Origin of the sequence: Hallella sp. (genome assembly GCF_037460745.1) — a bacterium.
Classification (GTDB): domain Bacteria; phylum Bacteroidota; class Bacteroidia; order Bacteroidales; family Bacteroidaceae; genus Prevotella; species Prevotella faecis.
In genome coordinates this window covers 1-14,007 of record NZ_JAXVAE010000086.1, presented here as the reverse complement: position 1 = coordinate 14,007, position 14,007 = coordinate 1, and the positions used below count along the sequence as shown (strand labels likewise).

Below are 14,007 nucleotides of genomic sequence, written 5' to 3'. Positions count from 1 at the left end.
TACGTTAGTTGCTCAAGCATTCAATTCCTCAATAAACTTATCGAACATGAACATGGTGTCCACAGGGCCGCTGCAAGCCTCCGGATGGAACTGCGATGTGAACCAAGGGTTCGTCTTATGGCGAATACCCTCATTGCTGCCATCATTCATATTGACAAACAACTCCGACCATTCGCTGCCTAACGTCTTTCCATCCACGGCATAACCATGGTTCTGCGACGTGATATAGCACTTGTCCGTTCCCACCAGTCTCACAGGCTGGTTGTGGCTACGGTGACCATATTTCAGCTTATAGATGGTAGCGCCAGCTGCCTTGCTCAGCAATTGGTTACCCATGCAGATACCGCAGATAGGCTTACGGCTCATGCTCATTTGTTTCTTGATAACATCCACAGCCTCTTGGCACATGTCTGGGTCGCCAGGACCGTTGCCGAGGAACAGACCGTCGAAGTCCATGCCTGTATAATCGTAGTTCCAAGGCACACGCACCACCTCTACTCCACGCTCAATGAGGCAACGAATAATATTGGCTTTCACGCCGCAATCGACCAACACCACCTTTTTACCAGCTCCCTCATTGTAGCGGATGATTTCCTTGCACGACACCTTGTCGACAAAGTTGACGCCCTCGTAGTCGGCCTCCGGCACCTCTTCGTCATCGTCAAAAAGGATCTTTCCCATCATTACTCCATGCTCACGGAGCACTTTGGTCAGTTCGCGCGTATCAACGCCTGTAATGCCAGGCACATGTTCACGCTTCAACCAGTCGGACAAGCTCTCTACAGCATTCCAATGGCTGTATTCTTCACTGTAATCAGCGCATATTATGGCAGCCACATAAATCTTGTCGCTTTCCATGAAACTGGGCAACTTGTTGGCCTCCAACGTGAATGGAGGCACGCCATAGTTGCCTACCAAAGGAAAGGTGAACGTCAGGATCTGGCCAGCGTACGACGGATCCGTGAGCGACTCAGGGTATCCCATCATGGCCGTGTTGAACACCACTTCACCAGCGACAGGTTTCTCATAGCCAAACGATTTGCCATGGAAGCGCGTCCCGTCTGATAGTACCAAGGTTACTTTCTTCATCTTCTATTGTTGTTTATCTTATTTTTTCTCAATCTACAAAATTACGCATTATATTCCTAAATCCACGTCAAGAAACTGGAAAAAGGCGTTACTTCCATACTCTTTCCACGTAATTGACAAACGCCTGGTTGCACAGACGCGTTCCTCCCGGCGTGGGGAAGTGTCCCGTGAAGTACCAATCGCCCTTATGGTTTGGTATGGCCGAATGCAGTCCATCGATGCTTTGGAACACAATTTCGATAGGTGTGGTCATGCCCTCTGGACGCAACATCTCAACAATCTTACAGTTGATTTCCTCGACTGTGAATGGTTCATACACGTCGCGCACACAGTTGCGCATCTCACCGACAGGCTTCTCCAACTCAGCCTTGCACGCCTCGTATGTATCCGTAATGACATGTTCCATACCTTTATCCTTCAGCAGGGCCACCGTGGCTTGGAACACGCAAAACTCCTCCAAGCGCGGCATGTCGATGCCATAGTAATCAGGATAGCGTATTTGTGGAGCCGAACTCACCATGACAATCTTCTTGGGATGAAGACGATCGAGAATATGAAGGATGCTTTCCTTCAAGGTCGTGCCTCGAACGATGCTATCATCAATAATTACCAGGTTGTCGACACCCGGTTGGATACTGCCATACGCCACGTCATACACATGCGCTGCCAGGTCGTTACGCGCATTTCCCTCAGTAATGAACGTACGCAACTTAATATCCTTCCAGGCCACCTTTTCCGAGCGCACATAATCATGAAGGATATCCTCCAATTCCTCATGTGTCGGGATGCGTCCCAAAGCCTCAATCCTTTTGATTTTCTGCTCGTTTACATAGTGCTTGAAACCACGCAACAAACCATAGAACGCCACTTCCGCTGTGTTTGGAATGAACGAGAACACTGTATGCGCAATGTCATTATCGATGGTCTTCAGCACTTGAGGTGTCAACTGTTCGCCCAACTTCTTGCGCTCGTTGTAAATGTCCTGATCGGAACCTCTTGAGAAGTAAATGCGCTCAAACGAGCATGCATAATCACCCCTCTGTTCCAGGATGCGTTTCACAACAGCCTCTCCATTGCTGCGAACCAACAAAGCGCAGCCTGGTTGAAGTTCCTGTATATCCTCATATTCGAGGTCGAAAGTGGTTTGAAGCACGGGGCGCTCAGAAGCCAAGATGACAATTTCGTCATTCTTATAATAGAACGCAGGGCGGATTCCCCAAGGATCGCGCATAGAGAACATCTCACCGCTACCTGTCAGTCCGCACACCACATAACCTCCATCAAAATCGGCCATTGTGGTTTTCAGCACATTTTCCATCAGCACATGCTGATCTATATACTCTGTGATGGCATCGTTCTCCAGCCCTTTTTGCTGCGCCTCAACAAAGTTGCGCTCCACCTCTCGGTCGAGCCTGTGGCCCATGGCCTCCATCATGATGTAACTGTCGCTATATATGCGTGGACACTGCCCTTGCTTTATCAACTTTTGGAAGATATCCTCCACATTGGTCATGTTATAGTTTCCGCAAAGGCAAAGGTTCTTGGCCTTCCAGTTATTACGGCGTAAGAAAGGATGAACGTATTTCAATCCACTCTTTCCTGTGGTGGAATAACGAAGGTGGCCCATATAGAGTTCGCCGGCAAAAGGCATTTCCTGATAATCGAAATCGGTGCTGTCGCCGCAAAACCGACGAGCCTCTTCTATCTGCTTACGTGCCGATCCCATGATTTCGGTGATCGCGCTGGAACCTTCCGCCCGCTCACGAAACATATACTCATGACCAGGCTGCGTATGTAGCTTCACCGATGCTAATCCGGCACCCTCCTGTCCACGGTTGTGTTGTTTCTCCATCATGAGGTACAGTTTGTTCAAACCATACATCCATGTACCATATTTCTGCTGATAGTAGCTCAGCGGCTTAAGCAATCTGATCATGGCCACGCCACAATCCTCGTGAATGTTATTATCCATAATACCTTACAATAACAAGACTATCCTTTATAGTTATAAAAAAAGATTGAAATACAAGAAACTCCCCAAAGAAGGCTTTCTTCATATTTCAATCTTTTGTATCATACTCAAAATATGTTTCTCACTACTAATTTCTCAACACATTGATTAACAACGACGCAAGCGAAGTTGCAATGCTAACGAACGAGAACCAAATCGTTGTGCTGCTACCAATAGCAGAGTTCTTGGCTTTTACCGAGTTAGGCTGAACATAAACGATGTCGTTCTGCTGGAGATAATAATAAGGAGAATTGATGATGTTTGCATCATTCAAGTTCAAACGGTGAGCCTGCTTCTCTCCATTGGCATCCTCACGAATGAGAAGCACATTATCGCGCCGGCCATAAATGGTAAGGTCGCCAGCCTGAGCAATAGCCTCAATGATGCTCATCTTCTCAGTAGTAACAGGCTTCACACCCGGCGATGCCACCTCACCAGTCACCGTTACACGATAGCTAGCCATTCGAACTGTGACAATAGGATTCTCCTTCTCTGCAAGATAAGGCTTGACTTTGCTCTTCACCAATTCCTCGCAAGCCGTCTTGGTAAGGCCACCCACGTGCAGCGTTCCAATGACCGGAAAGTTGATGTTGCCATCGTTGTCGACCAAATAGCCCTGCAACGACCCCACACCAGCCGTAGACAACTGTCCGCTGGTACCAACCGTGTTGCTCACCGTCAGGTTGAATGGAGCTGAAGCGGCTGGATTGGTGGTAATGACTGTGATGGTCAGCATGTCCTTAGGCATGATATGTGCATCATAAAGACCGCGCGAGGCTGCCAAACTGAGGGTGTCGATATTTTGAAAATAAGCGACTTTCTTAGACCCTGCGCAACCGCCCATCATGATGATCACCGCCATCAAGATGAATGAGAGAAGTATTTTCTTCATATTAACAAAGTGACAATTAGCTCATTTAATCTTTTTGCAAAAGTACTATATATTTTCGAAAATCACAAGCAAATGGCTGAAAAAATAGATTGATTTTCATATGGGGTAAAAGAATCAAGAAACGCTCAGGCTATCGATATGACCAGAACAGACAGAGAGCTATATTCCAGAAGCTGTACACAAAATTAGAAAACCGCACATAGAGTTGCTTCTCCATGCGCGGTTTGATAAGCGAATTGCCTTAATAGAACTTGAAATAACGGAGTGCATTATTATACGAGATGTCCTCAACCATACGGACCAAAGCTTCGTGGTCGTTGGGGAGCAATCCCCTCTCAACATCATTGCCCAACAGATTGCAGAGCAAGCGACGGAAATACTCGTGGCGCGGATAGCTTAGGAACGAGCGGCTATCCGTGAGCATTCCCACAAAACGCGACAGCAACCCGAGTACCGACAAGGCGTTCATCTGGCGCGTCATACCGTCGAGTTGGTCGTTAAACCACCAACCAGACCCAAACTGAATCTTTCCTGGCGTCACGCCATCCTGGAAATTACCCAACATGGTGGCTATCATTTCATTGGCGCATGGATTAAGCGTATATAATATGGTACGCGTGAGCTTACCCTCCTCATTGAGTTCGTTGAGGAAATGGCTCATAGCGCGAGCAGTGTTAAACTCGCCTATAGAGTCGAAACCCGCATCAGGCCCCAACTGATTGAACATCTGTGTGTTATTGTCGCGAATAGCACCATAATGGTATTGCTGCGTCCAATCGGCATCACTATCCATCTCACCGCAAACCTTAAGGAAGGCGTGCTTATATTGGCGCACTTCCTGAGCTGAGAGTTGTTGGCCACGCATCGACTTCTCAAAGATTATCTCTATTTGCGAATCAGTGTAAGGCTCATCGTAGAACTCCTCAATACCATGGTCTGACAACTTGCATCCATTGGCCTCAAAGAACTCATGACGCTTTTTCAATGCGTCAACCATCAGGGCAAACGAATTGATTTCCATATCGCTCACCTCGCCCAACTTAGCCACATAATCAGAAAAGTCGGGCTTTTCGATGTTCATGGCCTTATCGGGTCTCCATGCAGGAATCATCTTGATTTCAAAGCCGCTATCGCGCGTAACCTTGTGCCAATGCAAATCATCTACGGGATCGTCAGTTGTACACACACATTCCACATGATAACGTCGCATCAAGCCTCTGGCACTATACTCCGGCTGTTTCAATTTCTCATTGCACTCATCAAAAATTTCACGGGCCGTGCTGGGACTCAAGAGTTTATCAATGCCGAAGGCTGTCTTCAGTTCCAAATGGGTCCAATGATACAAGGGATTACGGAAGGTGTAAGGCACTGTCTCAGCCCACTTCTCAAACTTCTCCCAATCGGAGGTGTCGTTACCCGTGCAATATTTCTCAGCAACACCGTTAGTGCGCATGGCACGCCATTTGTAATGATCGCCTCCCAACCACAATTCAGTGATGCTTCGAAACTGATGGTCTTCGGCTACCATCTGCGGCACCAAATGACAATGGTAGTCGATGATGGGCATCTTGGCCGCGTGATTGTGAAACAAATCCTGCGAGGTCGCGGTCTCCAGCAGGAAGTTTTCGTCCATAAATGCTTTCATTCTCGAAATAAGTTTGATTGTTTTTGATTTGTTAATGCAAAAATAGCATAAATCTTTGGAATATAAGGTCTTTTAGACTAATTTTGCAATAAATATATTAAGCCGATGAATAAAGTACTATTGATTTACACAGGAGGCACCATAGGCATGGGGCACAACCCTCTGACAGGGGCTTTGGAACCACTTGATTTCAACCACTTGGTTGAATCGATGCCTGAATTCCGCCAGATCAAGACCCAAATTGACGTTTACCAGTTTACGCCACCCATCGACTCGAGCGACATTTCACCTGAGCGATGGGCCAACTTGGTACGCATCATCTCGCGCAACTACAACAATTACGATGGTTTTGTCATCTTGCATGGAACCGACACCATGGCCTACACGGCATCGGCCTTATCGTTCATGTTGGGCAACCTCACCAAGCCCGTTATCCTCACGGGATCGCAACTTCCCATCGGACAGCTACGCACCGATGGCAAGGAGAACCTTGTTACCAGCATAGAACTGGCCGCCATGAAAAACGAGGAAGGCCACGCCATCATTCCGGAGGTCAGTGTTTATTTCAGTGGCCGACTGCTTCGCGGAAACCGCACCACGAAGATTAACGCCGACGGATTCTATGCTTTCGAGTCGTTCAACTATCCACACTTGTGCGATGCGGGCGTCAACTTCACGTTCCACACCCACAACATCCTTACACCCGACTTCAGCAAGCCCCTCTCTCCCCACATGGCCATGGACAACAACGTGGTTGTGCTGAGTTTGTTCCCCGGCATACAGGAGAACATCATTAGAGGCGTGCTTACCCTGGAGAACCTTCGCGGCATTGTCATGCGGACGTTCGGAAGCGGCAACGCACCACAACAACCTTGGTTCCTCAACCTCTTGAAGAAAGCGGCTGAGCGCGGAGCCGTCATTGTGAACATCAGCCAATGCGTAGCAGGAACGGTTGAGATGAAACGATACGGGGCTGGCTATCAGTTGCAAGACATCGGCGTGGTATCGGGCTACGATTCCACCGTAGAGGCGGCCATTACAAAACTGATGTACCTGCAAGCCTGCTACACCGACACCAATCTCATCCGAAAGATGATGAACGAATCGATTGCAGGAGAAATAACCATCTAAAAACGCCCCAAAAACAGCGTAATCGCACACGCAAAACCATTGTTACAACAGCCTCAATGTAAAGAGAGACTGCTGCAATATGCACTTGCCATCAACTCAACACATAACCCCCAATCGGACATGAGGCCAGGCTCTAACGTTTCCGAATTGCGACCTAACGACCGATTGGGAACCTCACCATTCTTTCACCCTATAGAAACTTGTGGCTAAGCAATATCATAAACGCAAAAAAGTCGCAAGGTTTTTGCCTTGCGACTTATATGCATGAGGTCAAGATAAATTATTTCTTGAAGAAATCCTTAACAGCCTCGTTAGGGACCATACGCTCATCGAAGACGTAAGCACCAGTCTTGGGGCTCTTCACCATCTTGATGACCTTTGAATATGCGCGACCATCCGTCTTACCTTCTTGGAGGGTAGCAACCGCTTTCTTTGCCATGGTGTGTTATTTTTAATTTTAACTAAACAATGGATTACTTAATCTCCTTGTGAACAGTCATCTTCTTCAAGATGGGATTGTACTTCTTGAGTTCCAGACGCTCGGGAGTATTCTTGCGATTCTTGGTGGTGATGTAACGGCTTGTTCCGGGCAGACCAGAGTTCTTCATCTCTGTGCACTCCAGAATAACCTGCACTCTATTACCCTTAGCTTTCTTTGCCATGATGATTAATCTCCTATAACTTTAATGTCCTTCCAATCGCAATAACCCTTGGCAACAGCCTGTTTCAGGGCAGCATCAAGACCTACTTTATTAATGAGACGAAGACCAGCGGCACTGATCTTGAGTGAAATCCAGCAACCCTCTTCTACATAGTAGAATTTCTTGCTGAAAAGGTTAACGTCAAAGCTGCGCTTTGTGCGATGCTTTGAGTGAGACACATTGCAACCAATCTGTGCCTTCTTACCTGTGATCTGACAAATCTTAGACATTGCTATTCTTTGTTTTTGATTTCGATTTTGATACTTATTCCAAACAGAGTGCAAAATTATATAAAAAGATTTAGATGACAAAGAAATACTCCAACGAATATTGCTTTTTAAGCATTTTTTTATTTTTTCGACACCCGAACTGGGGGTTTTAGCCTCAAAACAAGGACAACTGGCTTATTTTACGTGGGTTAGCCAAGGTTTTAACTTATCGAGGGAAACCAAAGCCTTAACCCCAGCTCATGTACCCTCACACTTCATTAAATTTGCTGGCGCAGCCTTCCCCCCTCAAATTTTTCATCCACCACCACACAACATACGCGCCATTGCAACGTTTCTTATATGAACTTGGTTATCGAAACCACCCACAGAAACAACACCATGAAAAAGATTTGTATGACCCTGGCAGCCGTGTGCTATGCTCTTAGCGTGTGCGCACAGAATAACAAACGTATCGCTCCCAGCACACTATCTGAAGGCGACCTGCTTTTTTGTGTGGCTGAGAGCGACAACAACATCACCGATGTAACCACCGGACTTGAAGGCAAGCGTATTGACCATGTAGCCATTTTCCACCGAAAAGACGGCCAGGGCTTTGCCCTTGAAGCCATCCACAAGGGGGTATGCCTCTCCCCTATCGACAGTTTTATGACAAGGCGGCAAAACGTCATGGTAGCGCAGCTCAAAGACACCATGGGGGTGGCTTGTTCGGTGGAACGGGCCTTGCGATTCATTGGAACGCCTTACGATTTCAATTTCATGCCATCCGACAGCGCCATGTATTGCAGCGAACTGGTGCAAAAGTGTTATAAGACAAAGGAAGGCAACTTGGTATTCAAGCCTATTCCTATGTCGTTTCACGATAAGACTGGCGCAATCACCCCTTATTGGAAGGATTATTATGGACGCCAAGGGCTGAGGGTGCCCGAAGGCGAGCCAGGCAGCAATCCTGGGGATTTATCAAGAAGCGACAAGATTTTCATCTTGGGTGAGTTGCGGAAAAATCTGTAGACTCACCCTTCCACGCAAAAAAAATGCCAACAAACTATAGTGAAAACTACACGTTTCTTTTGAGCGAGAAAAATATTGGGCGCAAATACGCGACTCTCAGCGCATCCACATAAAGCACTATCAATCAGCATCTTACAACTTAAACAACACTTTCTGCGCTCAAACATTCACATTCCATACCATGAAACATGCCTAATCGAGATGCGAAAGACCATCTTTCGCAACGCGAAACATGCCCAGACGAGACGCGAAACATGCCCGATCGCAAGTCGAAACATACCAAACGGTGAATGGGGCGCCACTCACAGACAACGCAATACTGCAAAAACAACTTTTTCGCTTTCTATTTTGCCGGAAATGTCCAACAAACTTTATGGCAAAAAATCCTGACCATAGTCACTCCCCCGGTATCCATCAAAAACGGAAATGGCTAAGCTTTCACATTTAAGAAAAGCAAAGGGTGCCTCGTAAATAGACAAAACATCGCCTTATTTACCAGACACCCACATATTTACAAGTTGATGTTCACTGCCACGCCGGCCATTACCCACGCCCCAGGTTGGGGAATGTTGCCGAAGTCGTAATATTTCTTGGCGAACACGTTGTTTGCCTCAACATAAGCCTTATATGAACGATCGTTCCAAGCCAAACGCAGGTCAGTTACAGCGTAGGGTTGATACTCCTTCACTGCGGCGTTGCCGGAAGCATCGGTAGTGGTGAACTTACCCTCGCGCTTTTGGAAACGGTATTTCACCGTCAGGTCGAGATTATGCCAAAGGTTCAGGTCGAGATTGGCGATAACCTTATGCCGCAGATACTCCAACGTGGAACGGCTTTGTATGGTGGCAGGCTCATCCTTGTCCTGATAAAGGTAGGTGTATTGCAGGGCAAACTGCTTAACGACACGCTGAGACGGGATAAGACGCAGGACGTTTAGCCTGAGTTGCGCCTCTACGCCAATTGTGTTTATCTTGGTGAAGTTTACCGATTTCCACACGGCATCCTCCCCCTCACTGCTATCCCATATCCAGTCGATCATGTTCTTACAACGGTTGTGGAAAACGCTTGCGCTGGCCGAAATGGCTGAACTTAGATATTTCACTCCGCCCTCGAAAGCCTGCAATTCCTCGGGCTTGAGATGCTTGTCGGCCTTATGTCCGCCTACGGAATAATAAAGTTCAGTTGCCGAAGGCATACGAAGCGACGTGTTGTAAGACGCGTACAACTTTACGTGTTCGCCTATGCGATAGCTGATGTCGACACCCGGGTAGACACGCATATTCATGTTGCTCCATGAGTTTTTCACCGCCACAAGACCCGCCGACAACGTAAACCGCTCGAGCAGGATATTGTGTTCCAAGGCGAAACTGATGTTGGTACGGTTGAGACCATTGGTGTAGTCGCGGTCGGTCTTATGAACATGCTTGGGGTTGTCGAGTGGCTCGCCAAGTGTGGTGCTCACAAGGTCTTCGTTACGCAACTCCGCCGAGAAGGCAGTGCGTCCGAGCTTCCAATCGAAATAGGAATTGAGATTCACGCCATAAACATCGGTACGGTGGTAATTGTAGGCCACACCATACGAAAGTCCTTCGGGCTTAACACCGTCAAGTCCACGGAAATACTCAAAACGGTCCATGTTTCTGTTCCAATACATAGACGGTTTGAAGTGGAACGTGCCACGCTTCGTCTCCGCCTGTACGGCTGTGTAGGTTTTGAAGGTGTGCTCAAACTGGTCGTCAGAACCGGTCCCATAGAAAGTATTGGAGCCAAAGTCGCGACTGCTAAGCCCGGCATGCCAACCCACTTTTATATCACTATCCTCATAGCCACCCTGATAGAAAGCCTTGCCACCATAAAAATCAGCATTGAGCTTTCCAGCTTTGTTGCGGCTATAACCATCGGAACGCGTGTAACTGCCCGACACGCGGTTTGTCCATTTTCCAGACGTAATGTTGAGCGATGCTCCACCATTGAGGTAGCCATAATTTCCGCCATCGATATGGGCGGAAACATTGTTCGTCTTCTCCGTCTTCGTAACAATGTTGATGGCACCGAGCAACGATGAGGTGCCAAACACTCTTCCAGCAGGTCCTTCGAGCACTTCTATTCGCTCTATGTCGGCCACATCAACCGGGAAATCGAAGGCGTTGTGCCCTGTCTGCGGGTCACAAATATTAACACCATTGAGCAGAACTGTGATTTGCTCATAATTGCCGCCTCGGATGCTGATGTCGGTCTGCGCGCCAATGGGGCCACGCTGTCTAACATCCACACTGGCGATGTATTTCAGCAAATCGTTAACACTTTGCACTGGCGCACATTGAATTTCTTTGTTGTCCAGTACAGTAACCATTCTCGCCGCCTGACTTCTCGTCAACGGTGCGCGTGAGCCTGTTACGCTCACTTCGTTTAGCATCACCTCGCGCTGGGTGGAAAGGGTGTCTGGGCGAAGTTCCTTGGTGCTCACTCCCTCAGCCTTGGCATGAGAGACTGTGGCAACGCTCAAGGTGCCCACAAGAACCACCTTACCCAAGCAGGCGAAGAGTGCATAGCCTTTGTTAGAGAAGCGTTTAAACTTCATCGGCTCGCACAATGCCATGGGTTTGTTGTACATAAATATGAAATAATAAATAAAAAAACGAGTGCAAAGGTACGAATTCTAAACCACACCCCCTTGCTTTTCTTTGAGAAATGCAATACATATGGATATCTTTAGCCTAAAAACATGATGGCTTTGCCAACAAATATTGTACCTTTGCAATACCAAGACGTTTAAAACAAAAAACCATGAAATTCATTGCTATCATCCCAGCGCGCTACGCTTCTACGCGTTTTCCGGGAAAGCCATTGGCTTTATTAGGCGGGAAACCCGTCATTCAGCGAGTTTACGAACAGGTGACACAGGAAATACCTGAGGCATGGGTAGCCACCGACGACGAGCGTATCAAGGAGGCCGTGGAATCATTCGGCGGAAAAGCCATCATGACCAGCCCTAACCACAAGAGCGGCACCGACCGCATAGAGGAAGCGGCTGAGAAGATCAGCACCGATGCCGATGTCATTGTGAACATACAGGGTGACGAGCCGTTTATACAAGCGTCACAAATCAAAACGGTATGCCAACAATTCGACGACGCCTCCACGCAGATTGCCACCATCGGAAAACCATTTGCCGACATGGAGAGTGTGGACAACCCCAACTCGCCCAAAATTGTAACCGATGTCAATGGATTCGCACTATATTTCTCAAGGTCTGTAATTCCATTTGTGCGTGGCAAGGAGCATGAAACATGGCTTAGCGAGTTCCCGTTCCTAAAGCATTTAGGCATCTATGCTTACCGACGTGAAGTGCTTCGGCAAATCACCCAACTTCCACAATCGTCATTGGAGAAGGCGGAAAGCCTGGAGCAGCTGCGCTGGCTGCAAAACGGCTATCGCATACGAGTGGGTGTGACCCATGTGGAAACAGTTGGAATCGACACGCCCGCAGACTTGAAGCGAGCTGAACTCTTCCTCAAAGAAATTAACCAAAACTCATAAACGAAAAAGAGAACCCTATAGTTGGGTCCTCTTTTTCTTTTATCTTTATATTTTATCGCAACTTCTTCACTTGTACCATCGGCCTTATCCTACTAATACGGCAAAGCGAAAAGGCTTCAACCTACAATGTCATTATAGAAAGCTAAAGGCATGGAGCCTTACGCATTCCTCATCTCATTAAGAAGGTCCTTCTGACGTTGCGAGAGATGAGTTGGCAACTTCACGTTATAAGTAATTATCAAATCGCCAAACGTACCGTCACCTCGGTCATAGCCCTTGCCACGCACACGGACTTTAGTGCCATTCTGCGTTTCGGGCTTAATCTTCAGTTTCAGCTTGCCTCCATTACTCAATTGGATAATGATCTGACCGCCCAACAATGCAGTATAAAGGTCAAGATTAACCGTAGCGTTCATCTCACCTGTACTCAGGCGCGCTGTTGAACGTGAACGGGACGTGCCGCCCATTCCACCAAAGAGATCCTGGAAGAAACTAGAGAAACCTCCTCCACCGCCAAACCCTGAAAAATCGAAGCCCTCAAACGGAGATCCACCGCCTGCGCTTGACCAATGATAACTGCCACCACCACCTTGTTGGTTAAAGGCATCAGCCGATTTCCAATTCTCGCCATATTGGTCGTATTTCTTGCGTTTCTCAGGATCGCCAATAACCTCGTAGGCCTCTGTCAAAGCCTGGAACTTAGCCTTAGCCTTAGGATCATCTGGATGAAGATCAGGATGGAACTGCTTAGCGCGCTTGCGATAAGCCTCACGAACATCTTTTTGTGGAATGTTCTTATCTACTCCCAAAATTTTATAGTAATCAATAAATGCCATAATTAGTACCTCCAGTTCTATCTTATATTCACTACAAGTCATAGCAAAACATGTGCCACAAACTTGAATTTTCAATGGCAAACAGCAAAAAAGAATAGCCAGAGCCGACCATAATCCAAATCACAATATACAAAAAAATGCCGAACCCAATAGGATTCGACATTCTTTGTTACGTTAGACTATGTCTATTATGCCTCTGCAGGAGCCTCCTCAGCGGCAGCCTCGGCAGCCTTAGCGGCCTCAGCCTCAGCCTTTGCTGCAGCCTCGGCAGCCTTCTTCTCAGCCACCTTCTTAGCAATAGTCTCATTGATCTTCTTCTCAGCCTCGAGCTCCTTAGAAGCAGCATCCTGCTTAGCCTTAGCTACGCTGTTGCGAACAGCCTCGAACTTCTGGTCCTTAGCGCTCTTCCAAGCCTCGAACTTCTGCTGGCAAGCGGCCTCGTCGAAGGCACCCTTCTTGACACCACCCTTCAAGTGCTTCATCATGTAGACACCTTCGGCCTTCAGGATGTTGCGGACAGTATCAGTGGGCTGTGCGCCATTCTCGACCCAATAAAGGGCGCGCTCGAAATTCAAATCTACAGTAGCAGGATTGGTGTTAGGGTTGTAAGTACCAATCTTCTCAGTAAATTTACCATCACGTGGTGCTCTTGCGTCAGCGATAACAATGCGATAGAAAGCATAAGCCTTGTGACCGCCACGCTGCAATCTGATTTTTGTTGCCATTTTGTTTAAATACTTTTAAATTAGGTTTGAATTATGCTACTAACTCGTAATAGCGGATGCAAAGGTACAAACATTTCAACGAACCTACGACTTTCTCTTCGAGAAGAATAAGTAAATTAAGTTTTATTAAGAAAGAACGGCTACTATGTAACTATTCAGCGGTAGCGCTGCACCCTTAATCCATAATTGAAATATACTG

General features: G+C 47.3%; 13 protein-coding genes. 3 read left to right on the top strand and 10 right to left on the bottom strand.

Going from position 1 to position 14,007, the window contains the following annotated elements; genetic code table 11:
- Window positions 1-12: 12 nt before the first annotated feature.
- From carA to uxaC, 4 genes are all read right to left on the bottom strand, one after another.
- Entirely contained in the window at window positions 13-1,089 is a 1,077-nt protein-coding gene (gene carA, locus WKK33_RS05035; protein WP_337932778.1) for a glutamine-hydrolyzing carbamoyl-phosphate synthase small subunit, read from the bottom strand.
- Window positions 1,090-1,177: 88 nt separating this feature from the next.
- Window positions 1,178-3,061: an amidophosphoribosyltransferase gene (locus WKK33_RS05030; protein WP_337932776.1), complete on the bottom strand. Its 1,884-nt coding sequence runs from the start codon at window positions 3,059-3,061 to the stop codon at window positions 1,178-1,180.
- A 127-nt stretch (window positions 3,062-3,188) separates the two neighbouring features.
- Window positions 3,189-3,992: a polysaccharide biosynthesis/export family protein gene (locus WKK33_RS05025; RefSeq protein WP_215759133.1), complete on the bottom strand. Its 804-nt coding sequence runs from the start codon at window positions 3,990-3,992 to the stop codon at window positions 3,189-3,191.
- Between the two features lie 241 nt (window positions 3,993-4,233).
- Entirely contained in the window at window positions 4,234-5,637 is a 1,404-nt protein-coding gene (uxaC, locus tag WKK33_RS05020; RefSeq protein WP_337932774.1) for a glucuronate isomerase, read from the bottom strand.
- Between the two features lie 105 nt (window positions 5,638-5,742).
- On the opposite strand from uxaC, the gene WKK33_RS05015 reads away from it, so the two are divergent.
- Window positions 5,743-6,768, top strand: a complete 1,026-nt coding sequence (locus tag WKK33_RS05015; protein ID WP_287768889.1) for a type I asparaginase — start codon at window positions 5,743-5,745, stop codon at window positions 6,766-6,768.
- Between the two features lie 280 nt (window positions 6,769-7,048).
- Here WKK33_RS05015 and WKK33_RS05010 read toward each other — a convergent pair whose 3' ends face one another.
- Genes WKK33_RS05010 through rpmB form a run of 3 tightly spaced genes read right to left on the bottom strand, consistent with a single transcriptional unit; the run spans window position 7,049 to window position 7,699 of the window.
- Window positions 7,049-7,207, bottom strand: a complete 159-nt coding sequence (locus WKK33_RS05010) for a DUF4295 domain-containing protein (RefSeq protein ID WP_215759130.1) — start codon at window positions 7,205-7,207, stop codon at window positions 7,049-7,051.
- Window positions 7,208-7,241: 34 nt separating this feature from the next.
- The gene (gene rpmG, locus WKK33_RS05005) at window positions 7,242-7,430 is read right to left on the bottom strand and encodes a 50S ribosomal protein L33 (protein WP_215759129.1); all 189 of its coding nucleotides are present in this window, start codon (window positions 7,428-7,430) and stop codon (window positions 7,242-7,244) included.
- 5 nt (window positions 7,431-7,435) lie between these two features.
- Complete coding sequence (rpmB, locus tag WKK33_RS05000; protein WP_215759128.1) at window positions 7,436-7,699, bottom strand: 50S ribosomal protein L28; 264 nt, start codon at window positions 7,697-7,699, stop codon at window positions 7,436-7,438.
- Between the two features lie 378 nt (window positions 7,700-8,077).
- Here rpmB and WKK33_RS04995 point away from each other — a divergent pair, with 378 nt between their 5' ends.
- Window positions 8,078-8,707 carry a YiiX/YebB-like N1pC/P60 family cysteine hydrolase gene (locus tag WKK33_RS04995; protein ID WP_337932772.1) on the top strand — a complete coding sequence of 210 codons (630 nt, stop codon included), beginning with the start codon at window positions 8,078-8,080 and terminating at the stop codon, window positions 8,705-8,707.
- 511 nt (window positions 8,708-9,218) lie between these two features.
- Here the strand turns inward: WKK33_RS04995 and WKK33_RS04990 are convergent.
- Entirely contained in the window at window positions 9,219-11,321 is a 2,103-nt protein-coding gene (locus WKK33_RS04990) for a TonB-dependent receptor (RefSeq protein WP_337932770.1), read from the bottom strand.
- 173 nt (window positions 11,322-11,494) lie between these two features.
- On the opposite strand from WKK33_RS04990, the gene kdsB reads away from it, so the two are divergent.
- Complete coding sequence (kdsB, locus tag WKK33_RS04985) at window positions 11,495-12,247, top strand: 3-deoxy-manno-octulosonate cytidylyltransferase (protein WP_337932769.1); 753 nt, start codon at window positions 11,495-11,497, stop codon at window positions 12,245-12,247.
- Window positions 12,248-12,405: 158 nt separating this feature from the next.
- Here the strand turns inward: kdsB and WKK33_RS04980 are convergent, their stop codons facing one another.
- Window positions 12,406-13,083 (bottom strand): DnaJ domain-containing protein, encoded by a 678-nt coding sequence (locus tag WKK33_RS04980; protein ID WP_337932768.1) that lies wholly within the window; start codon window positions 13,081-13,083, stop codon window positions 12,406-12,408.
- A gap of 188 nt (window positions 13,084-13,271) precedes the next feature.
- Window positions 13,272-13,808 (bottom strand): 30S ribosomal protein S16, encoded by a 537-nt coding sequence (locus tag WKK33_RS04975; protein WP_337932767.1) that lies wholly within the window; start codon window positions 13,806-13,808, stop codon window positions 13,272-13,274.
- Window positions 13,809-14,007 lie beyond the last annotated feature (199 nt).

What these genes read in the sequence shown, in the direction of transcription:
- rpmG (WP_215759129.1), bottom strand. Translation starts at nt 7,430, where the DNA reads ATGGCAAAGAAAGCTAAGGGTAATAGAGTGCAGGTTATTCTGGAGTGC.
- WKK33_RS04995 (WP_337932772.1), top strand. Translation starts at nt 8,078, where the DNA reads ATGAAAAAGATTTGTATGACCCTGGCAGCCGTGTGCTATGCTCTTAGC.
- WKK33_RS04990 (WP_337932770.1), bottom strand. Translation starts at nt 11,321, where the DNA reads ATGTACAACAAACCCATGGCATTGTGCGAGCCGATGAAGTTTAAACGC.
- WKK33_RS05025 (WP_215759133.1), bottom strand. Translation starts at nt 3,992, where the DNA reads ATGAAGAAAATACTTCTCTCATTCATCTTGATGGCGGTGATCATCATG.
- kdsB (WP_337932769.1), top strand. Translation starts at nt 11,495, where the DNA reads ATGAAATTCATTGCTATCATCCCAGCGCGCTACGCTTCTACGCGTTTT.
- rpmB (WP_215759128.1), bottom strand. Translation starts at nt 7,699, where the DNA reads ATGTCTAAGATTTGTCAGATCACAGGTAAGAAGGCACAGATTGGTTGC.
- WKK33_RS04980 (WP_337932768.1), bottom strand. Translation starts at nt 13,083, where the DNA reads ATGGCATTTATTGATTACTATAAAATTTTGGGAGTAGATAAGAACATT.
- carA (WP_337932778.1), bottom strand. Translation starts at nt 1,089, where the DNA reads ATGAAGAAAGTAACCTTGGTACTATCAGACGGGACGCGCTTCCATGGC.
- WKK33_RS04975 (WP_337932767.1), bottom strand. Translation starts at nt 13,808, where the DNA reads ATGGCAACAAAAATCAGATTGCAGCGTGGCGGTCACAAGGCTTATGCT.
- uxaC (WP_337932774.1), bottom strand. Translation starts at nt 5,637, where the DNA reads ATGAAAGCATTTATGGACGAAAACTTCCTGCTGGAGACCGCGACCTCG.
- WKK33_RS05030 (WP_337932776.1), bottom strand. Translation starts at nt 3,061, where the DNA reads ATGGATAATAACATTCACGAGGATTGTGGCGTGGCCATGATCAGATTG.
- WKK33_RS05010 (WP_215759130.1), bottom strand. Translation starts at nt 7,207, where the DNA reads ATGGCAAAGAAAGCGGTTGCTACCCTCCAAGAAGGTAAGACGGATGGT.
- WKK33_RS05015 (WP_287768889.1), top strand. Translation starts at nt 5,743, where the DNA reads ATGAATAAAGTACTATTGATTTACACAGGAGGCACCATAGGCATGGGG.